22 protein-coding genes and 4 tRNA genes are annotated in these 19,266 nt (G+C 35.3%); 10 read left to right on the top strand and 16 right to left on the bottom strand.

The window, feature by feature from the left end:
• Positions 1 to 31 precede the first annotated feature (31 nt).
• Positions 32 to 817 (top strand): SDR family NAD(P)-dependent oxidoreductase, encoded by a 786-nt coding sequence (locus PZ898_RS05305; RefSeq protein ID WP_277694962.1) that lies wholly within the window; start codon positions 32 to 34, stop codon positions 815 to 817.
• On the top strand, positions 814 to 1,803 hold the full coding sequence (locus PZ898_RS05300) for an NAD-dependent epimerase/dehydratase family protein (RefSeq protein WP_277694961.1): 990 nt from the start codon (positions 814 to 816) through the stop codon (positions 1,801 to 1,803). Before PZ898_RS05305 ends, PZ898_RS05300 begins: the two co-directional genes overlap by 4 nt.
• 16 nt (positions 1,804 to 1,819) lie before the next feature.
• Here the strand turns inward: PZ898_RS05300 and PZ898_RS05295 are convergent, their stop codons facing one another.
• The 7 genes from PZ898_RS05295 to PZ898_RS05265 form a co-directional block, all read right to left on the bottom strand.
• Complete coding sequence (locus PZ898_RS05295; RefSeq protein ID WP_062675139.1) at positions 1,820 to 3,361, bottom strand: hypothetical protein; 1,542 nt, start codon at positions 3,359 to 3,361, stop codon at positions 1,820 to 1,822.
• Between the two features lie 7 nt (positions 3,362 to 3,368).
• Positions 3,369 to 3,941, bottom strand: a complete 573-nt coding sequence (locus PZ898_RS05290; RefSeq protein ID WP_062675138.1) for a hypothetical protein — start codon at positions 3,939 to 3,941, stop codon at positions 3,369 to 3,371.
• A gap of 534 nt (positions 3,942 to 4,475) precedes the next feature.
• Entirely contained in the window at positions 4,476 to 4,835 is a 360-nt protein-coding gene (locus PZ898_RS05285; protein WP_062675137.1) for a DUF4180 domain-containing protein, read from the bottom strand.
• A 15-nt stretch (positions 4,836 to 4,850) separates the two neighbouring features.
• A complete protein-coding gene (gene prmC / locus PZ898_RS05280; protein ID WP_277694960.1) occupies positions 4,851 to 5,699 on the bottom strand; it encodes a peptide chain release factor N(5)-glutamine methyltransferase in 849 nt (282 codons plus the stop codon).
• The gene (yaaA, locus tag PZ898_RS05275) at positions 5,700 to 6,458 is read right to left on the bottom strand and encodes a peroxide stress protein YaaA (RefSeq protein WP_120231432.1); all 759 of its coding nucleotides are present in this window, start codon (positions 6,456 to 6,458) and stop codon (positions 5,700 to 5,702) included.
• Between the two features lie 4 nt (positions 6,459 to 6,462).
• Entirely contained in the window at positions 6,463 to 7,167 is a 705-nt protein-coding gene (locus PZ898_RS05270) for a type II CAAX endopeptidase family protein (RefSeq protein ID WP_277694959.1), read from the bottom strand.
• Positions 7,168 to 7,194: 27 nt separating this feature from the next.
• The gene (locus tag PZ898_RS05265) at positions 7,195 to 7,806 is read right to left on the bottom strand and encodes an L-threonylcarbamoyladenylate synthase (protein WP_034696488.1); all 612 of its coding nucleotides are present in this window, start codon (positions 7,804 to 7,806) and stop codon (positions 7,195 to 7,197) included.
• A gap of 101 nt (positions 7,807 to 7,907) precedes the next feature.
• Here PZ898_RS05265 and PZ898_RS05260 point away from each other — a divergent pair.
• The 4 genes from PZ898_RS05260 to PZ898_RS05245 all read left to right on the top strand — a co-directional run bounded on the left by PZ898_RS05260 (position 7,908) and on the right by PZ898_RS05245 (position 8,313).
• A tRNA-Met gene (locus PZ898_RS05260) sits at positions 7,908 to 7,980 on the top strand.
• 38 nt (positions 7,981 to 8,018) lie between these two features.
• Positions 8,019 to 8,091 (top strand) — tRNA-Met (locus tag PZ898_RS05255).
• Positions 8,092 to 8,129: 38 nt separating this feature from the next.
• Positions 8,130 to 8,202 (top strand) — tRNA-Met (locus PZ898_RS05250).
• A gap of 38 nt (positions 8,203 to 8,240) precedes the next feature.
• Positions 8,241 to 8,313, top strand: a tRNA-Met gene (locus tag PZ898_RS05245).
• A gap of 58 nt (positions 8,314 to 8,371) precedes the next feature.
• On the opposite strand, the gene PZ898_RS05240 is transcribed toward PZ898_RS05245, so the two are convergent.
• Positions 8,372 to 8,611 (bottom strand): Ada metal-binding domain-containing protein, encoded by a 240-nt coding sequence (locus tag PZ898_RS05240; RefSeq protein ID WP_123279916.1) that lies wholly within the window; start codon positions 8,609 to 8,611, stop codon positions 8,372 to 8,374.
• Between the two features lie 14 nt (positions 8,612 to 8,625).
• A complete protein-coding gene (locus PZ898_RS05235) occupies positions 8,626 to 9,339 on the bottom strand; it encodes a 2OG-Fe(II) oxygenase (RefSeq protein WP_062675132.1) in 714 nt (237 codons plus the stop codon).
• Between the two features lie 191 nt (positions 9,340 to 9,530).
• Here PZ898_RS05235 and PZ898_RS05230 point away from each other — a divergent pair, with 191 nt between their 5' ends.
• Positions 9,531 to 9,977, top strand: coding sequence for a GNAT family N-acetyltransferase (locus PZ898_RS05230; RefSeq protein WP_123279914.1), 447 nt, complete (start codon positions 9,531 to 9,533; stop codon positions 9,975 to 9,977).
• 345 nt (positions 9,978 to 10,322) lie between these two features.
• On the opposite strand, the gene PZ898_RS05225 is transcribed toward PZ898_RS05230, so the two are convergent.
• The 7 genes from PZ898_RS05225 to PZ898_RS05195 all read right to left on the bottom strand — a co-directional run bounded on the left by PZ898_RS05225 (position 10,323) and on the right by PZ898_RS05195 (position 15,543).
• Positions 10,323 to 10,904, bottom strand: coding sequence for a hypothetical protein (locus PZ898_RS05225; RefSeq protein WP_062675130.1), 582 nt, complete (start codon positions 10,902 to 10,904; stop codon positions 10,323 to 10,325).
• A 274-nt stretch (positions 10,905 to 11,178) separates the two neighbouring features.
• Positions 11,179 to 11,745 carry a glutathione peroxidase gene (locus PZ898_RS05220; protein WP_034695630.1) on the bottom strand — a complete coding sequence of 189 codons (567 nt, stop codon included), beginning with the start codon at positions 11,743 to 11,745 and terminating at the stop codon, positions 11,179 to 11,181.
• A 69-nt stretch (positions 11,746 to 11,814) separates the two neighbouring features.
• Complete coding sequence (locus tag PZ898_RS05215; RefSeq protein ID WP_228432531.1) at positions 11,815 to 11,958, bottom strand: helix-turn-helix domain-containing protein; 144 nt, start codon at positions 11,956 to 11,958, stop codon at positions 11,815 to 11,817.
• 187 nt (positions 11,959 to 12,145) lie between these two features.
• Entirely contained in the window at positions 12,146 to 12,913 is a 768-nt protein-coding gene (locus PZ898_RS05210; RefSeq protein ID WP_123279912.1) for a LytTR family DNA-binding domain-containing protein, read from the bottom strand.
• Positions 12,888 to 13,940 carry a histidine kinase gene (locus PZ898_RS05205; RefSeq protein ID WP_062675127.1) on the bottom strand — a complete coding sequence of 351 codons (1,053 nt, stop codon included), beginning with the start codon at positions 13,938 to 13,940 and terminating at the stop codon, positions 12,888 to 12,890. Before PZ898_RS05205 ends, PZ898_RS05210 begins: the two co-directional genes overlap by 26 nt.
• A gap of 217 nt (positions 13,941 to 14,157) precedes the next feature.
• Positions 14,158 to 14,631, bottom strand: a complete 474-nt coding sequence (locus PZ898_RS05200; protein WP_216444457.1) for a cytochrome P460 family protein — start codon at positions 14,629 to 14,631, stop codon at positions 14,158 to 14,160.
• Positions 14,632 to 14,634: 3 nt separating this feature from the next.
• Complete coding sequence (locus tag PZ898_RS05195; RefSeq protein WP_253297154.1) at positions 14,635 to 15,543, bottom strand: heme-binding domain-containing protein; 909 nt, start codon at positions 15,541 to 15,543, stop codon at positions 14,635 to 14,637.
• Between the two features lie 506 nt (positions 15,544 to 16,049).
• Here PZ898_RS05195 and PZ898_RS05190 point away from each other — a divergent pair.
• The 3 genes from PZ898_RS05190 (at position 16,050) to PZ898_RS05180 (ending at position 19,259) form a co-directional block, all read left to right on the top strand.
• Positions 16,050 to 16,415 (top strand): BlaI/MecI/CopY family transcriptional regulator, encoded by a 366-nt coding sequence (locus PZ898_RS05190; RefSeq protein WP_034695620.1) that lies wholly within the window; start codon positions 16,050 to 16,052, stop codon positions 16,413 to 16,415.
• 5 nt (positions 16,416 to 16,420) lie between these two features.
• Complete coding sequence (locus PZ898_RS05185) at positions 16,421 to 18,304, top strand: M56 family metallopeptidase (RefSeq protein WP_277694958.1); 1,884 nt, start codon at positions 16,421 to 16,423, stop codon at positions 18,302 to 18,304.
• A gap of 64 nt (positions 18,305 to 18,368) precedes the next feature.
• Complete coding sequence (locus PZ898_RS05180) at positions 18,369 to 19,259, top strand: GLPGLI family protein (RefSeq protein ID WP_277694957.1); 891 nt, start codon at positions 18,369 to 18,371, stop codon at positions 19,257 to 19,259.
• The last annotated feature ends 7 nt before the right edge of the window (positions 19,260 to 19,266 follow it).

Here is a 19,266-nt window from a genome sequence, read left to right as displayed (position 1 = left end):
ACGATAGCTTTGTACCATACAATTTAAACTTATGGATACCAAAGAATCATATGCAGTCGTCACGGGAGCAAGCCAGGGACTTGGAAAATCATTTGCTGAAAATCTTGCAAAACAAAAAATCAATGTCATTCTTATAAGTCTTCCGGATCAGAATCTCAAAGAATTATCTGTAAAGCTCGAGAAACAGTATGATATAAAAGCTCATTACTATGAAACAGACCTTTCTGTGCATGAAAATGTAATGAAGCTTACAGAATGGCTCAACTGTTCTTTTGATGTTCATATTCTGATAAATAATGCAGGGCTTGGAGGAACGAAAAAATTTACGGAAGCTTCTTCGGATTATATCAACACGATTTTACAGGTAAATGTAGCGGCCACCTCACTGATGACACATCAGCTGCTTCCTAACCTTTTAAAACAACCCAAAGGCTATATACTGAATGTGTCAAGTATGGCTGCTTTTTCTCCCATTGGTTTTAAAACTGTATATCCTGCTTCTAAAAGCTTTATTCATTCATTTTCAAGAGGACTGCATGAAGAATTGAAAGATACCAATGTTTTTGTAAGCGTTGTTAATCCGGGAGCAATGAAAACCAATAAAGATGTTTGTGAAAGAATAGAAAAACAAGGTTTTATGGGAAGATTAACACTTTTGAATCCTGATAAGGTAGCTTCATACTGCATCCGGCAATTATTTAAAAAAGATTCCGTAATTATGGTGAACCCAATCAGCTGGCTGGTGATGAAAATTTTACCCATATGGATCAAGTTACCATTAATGACCCAGGCCATAAAAAGAGAAATCGAAGCATGAAAAAAGTGTGTGTAACCGGAGCAACAGGGCTTCTGGGAACTAATGTTATCCTTAAATTATTACAAAATGGTTATTCTGTTACTGCTCTGGTGCGCCAAAAAAGCAGCTGGCTGGGCGAAGAAAACGAAAATCTGATGCTTGTGGAAGCAGACCTTCTGTGCGATATTTCAGTTTACCTGACCGATATTGACTGTATTATTCATGTGGCGGCAGAAACACGCCAGAATCTTATCCGCTATGATGAATACAGAAAAGTGAATTACGAAGCTGTTGTGAATCTGTTTACCCATGCAGAATTGATGGGCGTAAAAAAGTTTTTGTTTGTGAGTACAGCCAATACCTTAGGATTTGGAAACACCGCATTTCTAGGAAGTGAAAAAGCACCCCAAATCTATCCTTTTACCCATTCTTTGTATGCACAAAGTAAGCTGGAAGCGGAAGAATATCTTTTAAAAAATAGTAAGAATACGGATGTTATCATTGTTAATCCCACCTTTATGATCGGAGCATATGACAGCAAGCCAAGTTCCGGGAAAATCATCTTCTGGGTATGGAAGAAAAAACTGATTTTTTATCCGAAAGGAGGGAAGAACTTTGTGCATGTGGAAGATGCAGCCAACGGAGTAGTAAATGCCGTTGAAAAAGGAAAGAATGGCGAAAAATATCTTCTAGCTAATGAAAACTTAAGCTACAGAGAGTTTTTTAAGAAAGTGAATCGGATTACCAGGCAAAATCCAATCATGATCCCAATTCCCAACAAACTTTTAAGTTTCCTTGGATTAATTGGTGATGTTTTGAGAAAATTTAAAATTAAAACAGATCTGAGTTCTTCCAATATGAAAGCTCTGCAGATTAGTAATTATTATTCTAATCAGAAATCAATAGAAGAGTTGGGAGTTCAATACCAGCCTATTGATAAAGCGATCAAAGATGCTGTTCAGTATTTTATTGAAAATCCTGTTAAAAATAAAAAAACCAGCTCCTAAAAGCTGGTTTATCCAATTATCTTGTGATTTTCTGAGTTACATTTTTATTGGAAATAACACAGGCTTTGCTGCAGTTATTGGCACTTGAAATATTAACCTGTACCAATGCCGGCAATGACCTGTACTCTTCCTTGTTGTAAGGCGCTTCAGTACCACTGCTTCCACCTCCTTTAATATCATATTGTACCTGGGCTACTCCTGTGAATCCTGCCGCAGGTTTGAAAGAGAGTGCTCCGGTAGTAGGGAAATAGGTCCATGTTCCCTGACTGTTGGTATAAACCCCTCCTGTGATATTAGGAATTACAGCTCCATTGTTATCCAGAAAACGGAATGAATTAAAATCAAGGTTGTTATACGAAAGGGTTGGCGGGTTTTGTCCACTTGCAGACGAATAAGCTGCATCATTAAGTAAAGGGTAGTAGATTGACTTTATCCCCGGGCAACCTGCAAACAAATCATCTGTTACTTCAGCAGCATAAGGTCTTGTAACCCCTAAATTTTTCAGTAAATGTATATTTTTAGCAGCTCCGGTAGATGCTGCAAATCCAATTCTGAAAGTAGAAGGAGGCGAAGTATCCAGAGTCCTTACCGTAGTGTTGGAAATGGTAGTCTCGGTATATTTCAGTGAAGTAGGGTAGTAATAATTGTCAATCACCTTTTCTTTCACTGTTCCGTGCTGGATTTCCAGGGTTATATTGTAACCGCCTGCCGGATTGGGAACAAGGGTAACATATGCTTTCCGGAATCTTGCATCATTTTCATTCTGAGGAATTGTAGTTCCGCCACTTTCAATGCTGAACTGTTGAAGTGCTGTATTTTTAATACCTATATATTTTCCTGTTGCCGTATCCAGATAAGCAGATCTGTTGCTGCTGGATGGTAAAGCATTGGTTGCGATACTGTAAAGCAGCGGATAACCGTTATATCCTGCGGGCTCAGCTGAAGACAGATACTGGTTTCCACGTTTTCCTCTTAAAGAGACATTGCTTCGTCCATCGGCTAGGCCTACTCCAAATATTCCGTTTCTAACCCTTTCACCTTGGTTAAAGCTTGTCTTAAAATTTCCGAATTCATCCAGACCTATTCCCAGATAGCCTCCTCTCAGTCCTTCCGTAGATTCTCCACCACGTACAAAACTATATCCTAATCCTCCACCAAAATATCCGAGATTAAGCTGGTCTTTCGGAATAGATCCATCTACTAAGAATATAGAAATACCATCACCTCCGTTGGTATTTCCTCCATAAATAGCAAATTCAAACTCGAACTTGATTCCCTGGTCACTTTTGAAAATTTTATCAGCAAGTATCACTCCTCCTGAAATATTATTGACACTTCGGGTAAGTCTTAATCCGTCCGTAGTAAAGGTAGCGTCATTCTGAACACCGCTGGTAGCCACCTTATAGGCTTCCTGAGGCTGTAATCCTTGTGTGAAATTAACAAAGTACGGATAACCGGTTCCCTGTTCATTTTGTGCCTGAATATTTTGTGAGAAAATAAATAAGGAAAAAATAAACAGATATCTTTTGTATCGTAAAATTGAGCTGTTTTTTATCATCACTCAATTATTTAACAACGAAAACAATATTGATAAAAGAACAGTCTGTTGCTGCAGCTTTTACATCATAAGTCATTACTCCATCATCAGAAATAGAAATATTACTGAATACATTAGGATCTGCATCTGTTACATAATAGTAAAGATCTTTACTGGATGGGAAAAAAGGAATTGAAGCGGGAGCACTGGTACTCTTTGCTTTTGGAGATCCAAACTGAGTTTTATACAATGTATATAAATCTTTGGTTCGACCATTGGCTGTTGTGGAAGTGTCAAAAGAAACACTAGGCATATAAAACATTTTTACGGCATTGCTGCTGATACAAAGCCAATCCGGTTTGAGAGGAGTACCAATATTCTGACTTAAACATTTCTTATCTGTATCGTAGATAAGAAGCGAGTTGGCAGGATTGGCAATAGCATCTCTTTGTACTGTAGTCAGTCTGGGTATCAGCATACCTTTATTTTGGCTGTAAACATCCAGAATTGCACTTTGATCAGGTGTGGCTATGTTAATCCCTACTTGAGCGAAAGAAAATGAACTGGCGAAAATGATTGGTAGAAATAATTTTTTAATCATGATGTCTTAATAATTTTTTATCTGTGTGTATGTTTTTTTGGGAAAGAATATTTTTAGGCTTAATTCTACAAAGGCAATAGTTATTACTGACACATTCATTAAAACAATGAATTGTTCTGCTCAAATAATAGCCAAATGAGACCTTTTGTTCAAAAGCTCACCAACAGATATAGCAAGTAATACTTCATAAAGAAATATCTTATGCCCACCTGAGCGGTTAGTCGAAAAAATAAATTGATTATGTAGCCGTATAAGCTCTTAAATAAGTAAGATTCATATTCCCTCGTGTTTTTTGCAAATATACAAAGAAATATTCATGTGTTTGTGTTTATAGAATTAATTCTAAACTTCTCTTAATAATTAACATATTTTGGTTTAAATTTTTACATAATTTACAAATCAATAAGATGGTTTTTATTATGCAAATCTTTCTATTCTACTAAGAAATCTTAAAATATGATGATAATGAAGTGTAGATATTTTAAAATAACGAAAAATATTAGTATTTTTAATATTAAAGGATTGAGAAAGAGTCTACTTTGAAAAATTATTCAATGCATCATTCAGAGTGCTTACAAAATTAACATGTCCTGTTTTATTACTTTCAAAAATAAAATCCTTCATGCTCTTACTTTCATGTTTACTGAAATCACCTATAATAGCTAATCCTATACGATAGTTTGAGAACTTTTGAAGAATCTCTCCCGCCATTTTTGTTTTTAAATCAAAGAATTCAGAGGTAATGTTTTTTTCATGAAGAATAACTTTATCAAACCCTTGATAATAGATATCTCCCATAAGATCCAGTCCGTCTTGTGCAGACTGGATAATGATGTCATCAGATATAATTTCTGCAATTTTTATCGTGTTGATTTCGTGTGATTTGATGAACATGGTATGGGTAATTATTTATTTCTTTCCATAAATGAATCTATCATTTTCAGATAAATCCTTTAATAATTGAGCGTTAGAAAAATCCAGATATAATTCCAGCGTTTCAGGACCCAGTTTCTGATTGATTTCCAGAAACAGAAGTCCATTCTCATTTAAATACTTTTTAGCATCTTCCGCAATTTTTCTGTAAAAGATCAAAGCATCTGAAGTAGGAGAGAATAGAGCCATTTTAGGTTCAAACTCTTTTACAGAATCAGCAATTTCGATCTCTTCTTCAATCCCGATGTAGGGAGGATTTGAAATGATGATGTCGTAATTTTCAGCCAGTTCAAAATTGAGATAATCAGCATGAATGAATTGGATTTCCAATTGGTGGTACTCTGCATTTCTTTTGGCTGTTTTCAATGCTTTTTCAGAAAAATCTATAGATGAAACTTCAGCTTCCGGAAAATGTTTCTTTAAAACCAGAGGAATAATTCCGCTTCCGGTTCCTATATCCAGAATCTTTAAACCTTGAACCTTAAACTTTGAATTTTTAATCTCCCTGATAGCTATCTCCAACAGCTCTTCAGTTTCAGGGCGGGGAATCAGAACATTTTCATCCACAAAGAATTTCATTCCGTAAAATTCTGTTTCACCCAATATCTGCTGATAAGGCCTTCCGGTTTTAAGTTCCGAAACAAGGTGATACAATTTTTCTTCATCGTCAATCAAAAGTTCCTGTTCAGCGAATCTTCTTTGCTGAAATGAATCAAAACCTACAATTTGCTGAATGAATAAAGATGATAAAAACATACTTTCCGACTCTGTATAAAGATCGGAAAGTTCTGTCTTGAAATATTTTTTAAATGCTGAAATTGTCATTTATCTTGTAAAAACCAGTTTTGTATCTGTAGACTTTTCTTCATCAATTCTGTATCCTTCATAGTTGAATGCTTTTACATCCTCCAGTGTTTTGGCATTGGTTTCTGCACAGAATCTCACTACAAGACCTCTGGCATGCTTGGTATACACAACAATGGTCTTCAGTTTTCCATCTTTTAATTCATAGAAATCGAAATCGATCACGGTATGGTTCAGTTTCTTTCTGTCGATTACTTTTCCATACTCATTGCTGGCAAGCTGAAGCAGGACTTCTCCTTTTTTCATTTCAGAATTCAATTGTTCCGTAATCTTTTCTCTCCAGAATTCATACAGGTTTTTGTATTGCTCAAATTCAAAAGGACGACCCATTTCAAGCCTGTAAAGCATCACTTTATCAGAGGGTTTCAGTAAACCGTAAAGCCCGGAAAGTATTCTATAATTTTTCTGCAGGTAATCTACAGCATTCTTATCCAGTGTTTTGGCATCCAGTCCTCTGTAAACCTCTCCTGTAAAGGCAAACATTGCGGGAGCAGATTCTTTTGCTGTAGGTTTGGATTTCCATTTTTGATTTCTTTCCCAGTTTTCATCAGCAAGCTTAGGTGAAATTTCCATCAACTCAGAAAGATATTTAGGCGATTTTTCTTTTAAATAAGATTGTATCAATGCTGCATCTTCAATGAATCCTGGAGTAGAAGATTTCAAAAGATCTGTTGAATTTTCCACGTTCATTAATTTGGCAGGAGATGTTATAATTTTCATAATGTTAAAATACAGATAAGTGTTTCATATCAATAAAATTCATCATCATCATGGCAATAAAATCAATCATAAAATGACAGATGATCAGAATTTTAATATTTGAATAGCGTTTATAAAATATAGCAAACACGATTCCGATAAAGAAAGGTCCGAGAACCTGGCTTATGGTACCGTAAGTACTATGTAAAATTCCAAATAACACCGATGAAATAACAATTGCAACGGTGGGGTTGTTGTAGATTTTTTCAAGCCTGGACTGTACATAGCCCCGCATCAGCAATTCCTCTACAATAGCAGCGGTAAGGCATGTAAAAATAACTAAAAAATAGTTATTTCTAAAAATGGGAACAAGGTTGAGAAGCTTATTGCTTATTTTTTCCTCTATAAAAAACAGGATGATTGCATTCAGAATTCCTCCGCCAATCAAACAGATAAAATATAAGCTCAGTACAGCTTTGACATAAAATGCAGCTGAATATTTTGTCTCTTCCTTAAGTAAAAAAGCACTTTTTTCAATAAAAATAGTGTAGAGAAATACGAGAATGAGAATTATCCATAACGTAATTCTGCTTAGAAAGAAATTGACTTCTGTAATTCCTTTTATTCCGGTTATCCTTGTGACAGCCGGAAAAGCATGCAGCATTGCTGCAGCTAAAATAATAAACGTGAGTAAAATCCCTACAGCATATTTCCCGGTAAGACTCATCATTAAGTACCCTAAACCTTGAACTTTGAATTAAATGATCCCTTTTCCCTGACGGATAATCTCCGGTTCTCCTGAAGTAAGGTCTACAATAGTAGAAGCCACATTATCTCCATACCCTGAATCAATAACAATATCTACCAGATGATCATATTTTTCTGCAATAAGTTCAGGATCGGTAGAATATTCGATAATTTCATCATCATCTTTAATGGAAGTAGAGGCAATCGGGTGACCTAGTTTTTCAACAATAAGCTGAGGGATCGGATGGTCAGGAACACGGATACCAATTGTTTTATGTCCTTTATATGCTAAAGGTAAACTTTTATTGGCTTCGAGAATGAAAGTAAACGGTCCGGGAAGATGACTTTTCAGAAATCTGAAGACAGAGGTATCGATAGGTCTTGTAAAATCCGAAAGATGGCTAAGATCATTACAGATAATAGAGAATTTTGACTTCTCAAGCTTCATTTTTTTGAGCTGAGCCAGTTTTTCCATGGCTTTGATATCAAAAATATTACAGCCTAAAGCATAAATCGTATCAGAAGGATAGATAATCAGCCCGCCGTTGTTTAAAGTTTTAATAACCTCATTCACAAGATTTTCCTGTGGGTTGTCCGGATAAATTTTTAATATTTTTGCCATAAAACAAAGATACAAATAATAAAATAGTTTTCATAAAAGTCCTTTATTTAAAAGAAAAATTAGGATTTGTAAAAAATATTCGTACCTTTGCAATCCAATATCGCGGGATGGAGCAGTAGGTAGCTCGTCGGGCTCATAACCCGAAGGTCATCGGTTCGAGTCCGGTTCCCGCTACTAAGTAAGTACTTTCGGTAAGTACTCTAAAAATATACCGCGGGATGGAGCAGTAGGTAGCTCGTCGGGCTCATAACCCGAAGGTCATCGGTTCGAGTCCGGTTCCCGCTACTAAGCAAGTGCTTTCGGTAAGCACTCTAAAAATACACCGCGGGATGGAGCAGTAGGTAGCTCGTCGGGCTCATAACCCGAAGGTCATCGGTTCGAGTCCGGTTCCCGCTACTAAGCAAGTGTTTTCGGTAAACACTCTAAAAATATACCGCGGGATGGAGCAGTAGGTAGCTCGTCGGGCTCATAACCCGAAGGTCATCGGTTCGAGTCCGGTTCCCGCTACTAAACGAAAGAGAAGCAGTAAGTATTGCTTCTCTTTTTTTATTCATTTCTCATCGTTTCATTTGTTTTTCCATTGCTGATAAGCTTCTCTCATACAATGACCACACGGACGATAGCCATTTTCTAAAGCTTCTTTCTCACCTGTAAAGAAAACCCTGTTTTCCATCTTCATTCTTTTTCCTGATCGACAGCTGAGTAATCCGTAGATTTTCAATTTTTTATTCCCTCCATAACAAATGTCTCGGTGGTGGATTTTACTTCTAAGACTTTCGGCTGTGATCTGAGAATGCTGAATCATAGTTGACTTAATAATTAGCTGGTTGCATCATGGAAGATAATTCCTAACGCATATCGATTTCCTTCTCTCACTTCACTTACTCCATGTTTCATATTGACTCTGTGGTACCCCTTTGTTCCTTTTTCCGGTTTAAATTGAGTTGTAAAAATAAGCACATCCCCTTTTTTAGGTTTTAAAACAATGGCTTTTGACTGTGCTCTCGGAATCTGTTGGGTAAGCACAAACTCGCCACCCGTAAAATCTTTGTCAGGTTCACTGAGCATTAATACAATTTGAATAGGAAAGTAGATATCTCCATATAGATCCTGATGTAAGGTGTTAAATCCACCTTTTCCATATTTCAAAATTAAAACCGTAGCTTTTTGCTGGCCGTTAAGATGACATTGATCTAAGAACTCCTGATGATCTGAAGGAAATTGAGTGTCGATATGTAAAGCTTTAAACCATGCATTGGCAATAGAAGCCAGATATGGGTAAATGGTTGTCCGTATGGTTTGAATAATTTCGGGTAATGGATAAGTAAAATATTTATATTCCCCCAAACCAAAACGATGTCTGGCCATGACGACTGTTTTACGATAAAGAGAAGAATGATCGTAATCTGATTTTAATAGTTCACATTCTTCCTCAGACAGCAGATCAGGAATGATGGCATATCCGTTTTGATGTATTGTTTCCGTAATGTGTTGCCAGTCTGTATTTTTGATGGTATGAACAATGTTTTTCATTGGTTTGATTTTATTCTGCAAAAATCTATAGTTCCTCAGAACAATACAATCCGAAACATGCGGTATTCATTGCGAAATTTAATAAAGATCAGGGTAAGTCTGTCTGGACTATGGTTTTAATATGATTCTGGATGATATCACTGGTCCTGTTTAAAGTTATTTTTGCCGTGTTAATAAAAATAGATATAACGATGAATTACATGATTAAAAAGGCAAGTCTTGAGGATCTTGATGAAACGGCTGAATTGTTCAATCTTTACCGTATTTTTTACAGACAGGAATCGGATCTTGAAAAAGGGAAGGCTTTTCTCAAAGAACGGTTTTTAAACAGTGAGTCTGATATTTTCCTTGCTGTAGCAGACGGAAAAGCCGTAGGATTCGTACAGCTTTACAAATTATTTCACTATACCAGATTGCAAAAACAATGGCTGTTAAGTGATCTTTTTGTTCATCCTGATTATAGAGGGAAGGGGCTTTCTGTGGCATTAATTGACCGCAGTAAACAATGGTGTGAAGAAACAGGAGCGTGTGGACTGATGCTTGAAACCGAAAAAACAAATGATATAGGAAACACGCTGTATCCACGCTGCGGGTTTGAATATGACGGACTGCATAATTACTACCACTGGTGGAAATAGAATAAAGTAAGTCAAACGTAATTTTAGAGCACCTTTTTTGAGGTGCTTTACTTCTATAATGAGAAGTAGTATTAGTTCTACAGTTTTGAACATTTAATTCTACAGGTATTTTCAGCCAGCAGAAGGCTATAGTCCTATTTTTGTAAAGCTCTTACAGATCATGGGTAGGACAGTTGATCTGTAGAGTGTATGCAAAAAAATCTCTGCCTAATTTTCTACTTTTTCCCCAAGGGTTTTATGATTAGTACCACAAAACTGCTTTTTCCGGCGGAGATTTTTTGCTTTTGAACAAAAAAGAGAACCACAATTGCGGTTCTCTTTTTTATTTTTAATATGATTTAGATATTATTGTGCCAGTTGAGCGTAAGGAGTAAGCTTGTTGTCATCAGACATTGTCTGCCCTAAAAAGTCTCTTTTCTGATCCGCTTTCATTCTTCCCGCAGCATCGTTTGCATTGAAGTAAGCTTCACTTAGTTTTGTAGCAATATCAGCAGGTTTGAATTCAAATTTTGTATCTCCTTCAACACCCAGATATCCGTTCTTTCTTGTAAGGTTAGTAATATAATTATTATAATTGATCATCGTACCTCTCAACATATTGTTGTGGTATTCCATACATTTTTTAGCTTTTTTAGAAGAATTGTTCAGGATACAGTTTTTCATATTGTTTCTGTATAAAAACCATTCAGACTCTAAAATGCCATATTCTCTACCCAAAGCAATCTTTCCGTTATTCAAAATATTATTATCGCCTTCTTTTGTGGAGATCGTTTGAAGATGCTGAATAACCAATGGAACGGTAGCTTCGATTTTTGATTTTGTATCTTTTAATATACTAAGATCGGCAGCAGGAGAACCTTTCTTTTGTGCTGTCGTAACATTGAAAATAAGCAGTAATAGTACAATCAATAAATTATATCTTTTCATGAGAAATTTTTAAAGCACTAAAATAAATATAATTTCCCGGTTAAAACAAATACATTTTAATATTTATTTAATAAAATTTAACAATTCTATAATGTATATGAACCATTGTTGTAAAAATGACGTCTTCAAGTTCTTTATTGACATGATTTTTGCAATTTAAATTGTTAATGCAACTCAATTCGTGCATCCGAATGGACATTTAGTGTGAAAAAATATTTTGTAGAAGGATAAAAAAACACTACTCATAATGATAGTAGTGTTTTGTAAAGATTATTTATTTGAAATAATGAGTGATTTTATCACTTTCAGGAACCACTTTAGAGTCGAAATGTTCCAGTAATTTTCCTTCCGGGCTGATCAGAAACTTGTTGAAATTCCAGCTTATGGTGGCGTCCATTACTCCATTTTGAGATTTGTGAGTAAGATAATCGAATACAGGAGTGATTTTTGAACCTTTCACATCCACAGAAGTGGTAAGTGGGAAAGTGACTCCATAGTTCTTTTCGCAGAAAGATTTGATATCAACATTGTCATGAAATTCCTGATCTGCAAAATTATCAGAAGGGAAACCTACCACAACCAGTTTATCACCATAATCCTTGTAGAGTTGCTCCAATCCTTTGTATTGAGGAGTGTATCCACACTTGGAGGCTGTGTTTACAATAAGAATGTATTTTCCTTTGTATTCAGAAAAATCAATTTTTCCGCCGTCGATAGATTCAATCTTAAAATCATAAATTGATTTTGCAGGTTTTGTACCTCTTGAATCATCCGATTTAATAAATGACGAAAGGCTTATAATCCCTATAAGCACCATTCCGATAAAAAGTATTTTTTTCATTTAGAAAAGATTTTAATATTAATGTATATGTTATTATTTATTTAATGGTAAAAGCATTTGATCTGCAGCCTATATTTTACCTTCTTCATCTTTAAAGATTTTTCCTTCATTTTCAATTTTTTTCAGGACTTTGCTTACCACTTCCCGTGAAGTTCCCGAACTTTCTGCTATTTCTCTGTGTTTGAGGTTTAAGCCCTTCCAGAAAGTCCTCACCAAGAAAATCAAATTTACAGCGATTAATTCGTCTGCAATAATATTTTTTTGATCAATTTTATTTATTCTTTATTTTGAGCGGTAGTTGAGCTCGTTTTTTTATTGCTGTGCAAAAACTATTTCTGATCTGGCAAAATATTAGCTTTCGAGATTAAATTATTTTATATACTGCTTTTAGTTAGTTGTTTTATCGCTCTTCCAGCCACTGAAGAAAACGGGAGGCTTTATCTTTGGTGACCAATGGCTTTTCCGGGGTGGTAATTTTCAGACTGACAAGAAGTTTTCGTGAAAAATAATGTTCCACTTCAACAATAGCTGTAAAGTTGATCAGATATTGTCTGTTAATCCTGAAGAACTGAGCTCCTGAAACCAGCTGCCCGATCTCATCCAATGACTGTGGAACTGAATATTCTTTCTGATCGAAAGTCACCAGTACAGTACTTCCAAACTGGCTGTAAAAGCAGGCAATTTTGTCAACAGGAATATTATTGTATTTATTATTGGAAAAGACCAGAAAATTGGTTTTTCCTCTTCCTGTTGTCAGATTATTCAGAATATCTTCCAGTTTCCGGTCGGGAGAAGGAGTGTTTTGAAAGAAGTTTTTAAGGTTATTGATCTTTTCAAAAGCGGACTGAATATCTTTTTTCTCAAAAGGTTTCAAGATATAATCCACTCCATTACTTTTAAAAGCTTCTATTGCATACTCGTCAAAGGCCGTACAGAAAATGACAGGCACTTTTACTCTGACCTGGCTGAATATCTCAAAACAGTTTCCGTCTGCCAGTTGAATATCCATAAATATGATGTCCGGAGTTTCAGTACCAGAAAGATATTCAACAGCCATAGCAACACTTTCAATATACTGTACAATGGTAGCTTCCGGTTGTACTGCAGCGATCATCCGTCCCAATGCCTTTGCGGTTTTTATCTCATCTTCTATTACTAAAACTTTCATCTACTATGGGTAATTTTACTGTGAAATTATGATCATTATGCAATATGGTAAGTTCTTTTTCAGCAAAATGCTTGTAACGTTCTCTGATATTTTCAATTCCTATTCCTGCGGATTCCTGTGGAATATTCTTGGGCTGGAAATTATTTTCAATAATAATATATTCGTTATCACTGTATAATTTTATGATTAACGGATTGGCCAGCGATACAATATTGTGTTTGATGCAATTTTCGCACAAAAGCTGCAGCGTAAACGGAGGAATGTAAGAATTTAAGATCTCTTCCGGAATATCTATTTTAAACTCTATGCCATCTTCGAATCTCGATGTCAGAAGGAAAACATAGGCATCCAGAATTGTGAGTTCCTTTTTTAAGGGAATAAGATCCATTTTTCTGTTGTCTAAGGTAAAGCGATAGAAATCCGCAAGCCTTACCACAAAATCTCCGGAACTTTCATCTTTTATGTCAATCATAGACTTCAGTGTATTGAGACTGTTGAATAAAAAATGAGGGTTAATCTGCTGCTTCAGTAATTCATATTGGGCATTGAGATTATCCGTTCTGATTTGTTCAAGTTCAAATTTAATCTGCTGAGAATTATAAGTCTGATACAAAAGATACAGGAACATATAAATCGTCAGATTGATCAATACGCCCCGGAATTCGTACATCAATACCATGGTATTAAATCCATACTTGGGAAATATAATATGATGAAGGAGCACTATGGCTGCCATGACAACTACTCCGATGGATAAGCTGATCACCAGTTTTTTATTGAAAAATCTCGTAGATATATTCTGAATAGAAAATTTCGGCAGACTATAGATATTAAAATACCATACAAACAGTGAGAATAAAAAGGAGATGGAAAAATCTATTGTCAGCTCTCCCAATGTAATATGCATACGCAGTATTTTGGGCACTGAAGCAAGAATCCCCATAAAAAGAGCACTGAAGAGAATGATTCTCGGATCAATCCTGAATACTTTTCTTCCGTTGGTATTTATATATTTTGCATAGATCATAAATAAAAATCAGGCAGTTAAGCAGTCACAAAGATACAAAAGCTAAATAACGGCACGGCAGCACGTCCGTTATTTAGCACTGAGATTTCTATAAAAACACAAAATAGCGCTGCAGAAAGACATCCCGTAACCAGGCTTGAACCGAATGTAAATTTTTCCATTTTTTTAATAGTTTTTAATGAATACTATTTTTTATATGTGATTTTAAAATCCTGTGTTAAGGCATGATTGAAGGTTTCATACTTAGAATTGTAGAAACTCTGTTTGTAACATCTGCGTTCACCTTCTTCAATTCTTTCCCTTCATATTTTTGATATAGAATTTCTGAGTTTTCTGAGAAAGGCAGTTTACTTTTGATAACTTCTACAGACAGAAGGTTATTGGGGACTTTAGCCCCATACCAATAAGGATCGTCCTTTTGCGACCAGGTAACCAATGCCAGTATTCTTTCTTTACTATTGACTTTTCCAGCATTCTCCTTCAAATCATCAATTGCTGAATCGGTGCCGTAGAGCGTCATCATAGTCTGTTTTTTATGATTGATCGAAGAGGTTACAACCCTTAAGTTCATGGCATTAAAATCAAAACTTTCGGGAAGGGACGCATTTTGATTCACAGGTTCATATTCTTTTTGGGAATTGCAGCTCAGAACAAATACGCACATTATTAAATAAACAATCAGATTCTTCATAGCTTAATGGTTAAGAGGAGAGGTAAATACAAAATCATTGTCTTTCATAGGGCGATGGCAGCTGATGCACTCGTTGGCGAAATCTGCTATCTTTCCATAGGGTTCAAGTTTGGGAGATAAAAATCTTGCCCATCCCCATCCTTTTGTAGAAGCGAATTTTTTGGAATCCTTAATCATATATTCCACTTGTTTAAAGGCTCCGGTAGTGACATTCCCATCACTATCTATTATCTGGTCCCATGCTACTTTTGCAATTATGGTTCCATCCGGCCACGGATTTGTTTTATGTTCTTTTGCCGCTTTTACAGCAATATCATTTCCGAATATGATACGCATGGTTCCATTATCAAACCTTTCTGTAGAACTTATCGGTTTCCAATTTTTATAATCAGGAATATAGCTGATCCCATTCGGTGCAGTAGGGAATGATACTTTGGATGCCTGAGTATGGACGACTTGCTGAAGCTGTTTGTTATAAGCCGAAACCTTTGCAGTATCTGGTTTTTGTTTTGGAGCAAGAGAAGTCACATAGTTTTTCAGGATGCGGATATCATTTTCAGAAAGTTTTGCTTCGGGATGAAGTAATTCGTAGCTTTTTAGAGGCATTGCTTTCAGATTAATCTGGTTAAAAGCTTCCCAAAGTTTTGCATTTTGTGCAGGAGGAGCCAGTTTATCCCATTCAGAAAAATTGAGTCCTTCTTTTCCTTTTTTTATATGATCTGCCACCAGCCAATAAGCAGGTGCAATCTGATCAAACCACTTCAAATTTGTCTGATTAGAATGACAATCGAAACACGAACGCTGCAGGATCGCTCTTACTTCAGTAGGCACATGAATCTCTCCTGTTATGGGCTTTTGTACAATTTCAGGTCTGTAAAACTGAATCCCAATAAAGACAAACAGTACTATCACCAGGATGTTTTTTGTTTTTAATTTTTTCAAAAAACTATTCATATCTCTTTGTTTTTTATTCAAATTTCAGGACTTTTTGAGATATGTTTTTCTTAAAATCTGATCAATCGGACAAATTTTACTTTGAATCTGACATTTGTGATTATGAATTTTTTTTAACCTTATTTTTTGATCTGTACTTATCCTTGTTAAGGTTTTAAATCTTAACAAGGATTGCTACTAAAAGAGTTGAAAATCTTTGAGCAATTGGACCTGTTTAGTGTAAAAAAGCAATACAATTGAATGATTTTCTGTAAAATAAACAGCAAGTATTTCCATCCATTCAAAATTTAATAAATTTTAACTATTTTTATTACATTGATTTTCAGTCGGTTAGTTTTTAAAATGTTTTATCACTAAAAAAATAGTTGTTTGATTCATTTTTATTTCTACATTTGTATAACTAATTTATTAGTGATATAGAATGAGATGATTGTATATCACTTTAATTGATAAATGAACGGAATATGAAAATTCAGACTCTAACAAAAGCAGAAGAACAGGTAATGCAGTATTTATGGAAATTAGAAAAAGGCTTCCTGAAGGATGTGCTTGATCTTTTTCCGGAGCCAAAACCACACACGAATACTGTTTCTACCATTTTAAAAGTATTGAAGGATAAAGAATTTGTAGACTATCATGTATACGGAAGGCAGCATGAATACTTTCCGCTGGTTTCAAAAGAACAGTATTCCGGGAAAACCATGAAGAGCCTTGTGAAAAACTATTTTAAAGGTTCTTACAAAAGTGCCGTTTCATTTTTAGTTGAAAAAAATGAAATGACAGTAGAAGATCTTGAGATGTTATTAGATGAACTCAAAAAGAAAGACTAAGACCTATGGAAGCAATACTTTTATACTTTGGGAAAACTATTTTATGTTCAGGTGTAACATTTTTATACTATCAGTTGTCATTAAAAGACAAGACATTCCATCATTATAACAGATTTTATCTCTTGGGTGCCATTGTGATATCACTTTTGTTGCCACTCATCAGAATAGATGATTTTACGATAGAAGTAAATAGTGATATGTATATGCTTCTTGACAAGATTCAGAATTTTAACACAGAAAAAAACATAGACAATGGTAACCTTTATTTTAACATTATTTTTTCAGCTCTGGGACTGGTTTCTCTCTATTTTTTAGGGAAGCTGTTGTTTGGGATTTTCAAAATCCAGCAGTTTAAAAACCAATTTCAGAAAGAAAGTTTTGACGGGATCAATTTTTACCGTACAGACCTTACCGAAGCTCCATTTTCTTATTTTAAAAACCTGTTCTGGAAGAATACAATCACATTGAATTCTGATATCGGAAAACAGATTTTAAAACATGAAATGGTACATATTGAGCAGAAACATTCTTTTGATAAGATCTTTATCGAGATTATAACCTCTGTTTTCTGGTTCAATCCGTTCTTTCATCTTATTAAAAGAGAAATTAATCTAATCCATGAATATCTGGCTGATAAAAAAGCCGTAAAACAATCGGACACCAAAGCATTTGCGCAGATGCTTTTAGCAAGCCACTTTTCCGGAACACAGTTGCCTGTTACCAGTCCGTTTCTAAGTTCAAACCTTAAAAAAAGACTTAAGATGTTACAAAAACCAAAAACCAAGTTCGGATATGCGCGAAGAATTTTTGCCTTGCCGGTTGTATTCTCTATCGCTTTTGCTTATCTGGTAAATGCTAAAAACAGAGAAATTGAAGAAACAAACCTTTCCATTAAACAAGTCGTTTCAGAAATCAAGAAAGATACGATAAGACCTAAAAAATCAGGTCAGGAAAAAATTGCAGAACTAAAAACCGTATCGCCTGAAGACCATACAAAAATTTCAGGACTTGAAAAGAAAATAAAAGAAAAAGAGAAAGAGCTGGAAGGTTTGGATCCCGAAAGTGATCTCTTCAGCGATAAAATAGAAGAAATAAGCAATCTGGCTTCAGAGATAGGAGAAATTGCTTCAAAAGTTGAGGTTGATAAGTATTTCAATTCTGTTGAATGGAAGAATCAGATGAAGGAGCTCGAGAATATGGAACCTCTCAGTAAAAAAGAGCTTCGGAAAATAGAAAGAGCAGCAAAAAAAGCGGAAAAAGCAGCTGCGAAAATAGGAGAACTGCCCATTCCTCCAACCCCACCTAAAGCGCCAAAAGAACCCAAAATAACCTATTTTAAAACAAACAGAATTGTTAATTATAAAGATCTGAGCGATCAGGAAAAAGAAGAGGTACGCAAAGCAATGGCCGAAGCTAAAAAAGCAATGAAAGAAGCCACTAAGGCCAGAATAGAAGGAGAAAAAGCACGGGTAGAAGGTGACAGAGCACGCGCTGAAGGTGATAGAATCAGAGTACAGAGTGAAAGAATCAGAATTGATGCGGACAGAATCAGAAAAGAAGCTGAAAAAGCACGCGTGGAAGCAGAAAAAACAGCACAAAATTTCAGAGGAGGTAATTTTACGATGGTAAGTTCTTCTCCTAATGTGATGGTAATGCATGCTGACTTTATTAAAAAAGACGGGAATGGCAATATTTCAATGAATGGAGTTAAAAAATTCAATATAAGCCCCGGTGACGATTCCAGATACAAATACTATATAGACGGAAGAGAGAGTTCCAAAGAAGATATTAATACTTTGAAACCTGACAATATCGCAAGTATGCGAGTTATTAAAGGAAGTCTTGTAAAAGGGACCGAAGGGGAAATAAGAATTGAAACAAAGAAATAAAGTTCCATCAGGCTTTGTCAGTTCCAGATTGGCAAAGCCTTTTTAATACAATTTAGCATAGATTATGGGAAAAAAATATTTGATTTTACTAGCATTTTTAGGGGTTTTTGCCAATGCACAAGTCAACAGATTCTTTTATGACTATAAATACATCGCTGATTCTACCAATAAAGCAGATGTGAAAAGTGATATAATGTTTCTGGACATTGATAAAAACGGATCTAAATATTACAGTCGCGAAAAGTTTGTTGCAGATTCAACAACAAAAGCAGATATTGCAAAGCAGATGAAAGGAGGATTTGGGAGCAGCATTAATATCAAAAAAAATATAAAACCCGGTACAATTTCCTCAACGGTTACAAAAAAGTATCCGGATTACAGTGTTTCATTCTCAGAAAACATTGGGAATACCAGCTATAAAATGCCGGAAGATCAAAAGCCTGAATGGAAAATACTTCCTGAAAAGCAGAAAATCGGAGAGTATAATACCCAAAAAGCAACTACCAATTATGGAGGAAGAAGTTGGGTAGCATGGTTTTCTACAGATATTCCTTTTCAGGATGGTCCTTATAAATTCTATGGATTGCCGGGACTTATTGTTAAAATTGAGGATATTACAGGCTCACATATAATAACCCTGATCGGTAATAAGAAAACGGAAGCTGCATCGCAGGAAGATATTCAAATACCTGGTCTCATTACAATAGGTTTGGGAGGAAAAGAAATAGAGATCAGCAAAAAGCAGTTTAAAAAAGCCTGGAAAGATTATCTTGCTGATCCTACAAAAGATATGAAGCAAACCATGAGCACGCTTCCGGCAGGAGCTGTAGTGCAAATGAAGAATCAGGATGGTAAAAGCATTGATATGAATGAAATGTACAGGAATATTGAAAAAAGAGCAAAAGAAGACCAAACAAAAAATAACAATAAAATAGAACCGGATTTGTTCAAGTAAAATTATA

The organism is Chryseobacterium sp. WX (assembly GCF_029542485.1).
In the GTDB taxonomy this organism is placed as follows: domain Bacteria; phylum Bacteroidota; class Bacteroidia; order Flavobacteriales; family Weeksellaceae; genus Chryseobacterium; species Chryseobacterium cucumeris.
Note: the sequence above shows the minus strand (reverse complement) of the source record. Positions and strands in the feature narration are given on the sequence as shown.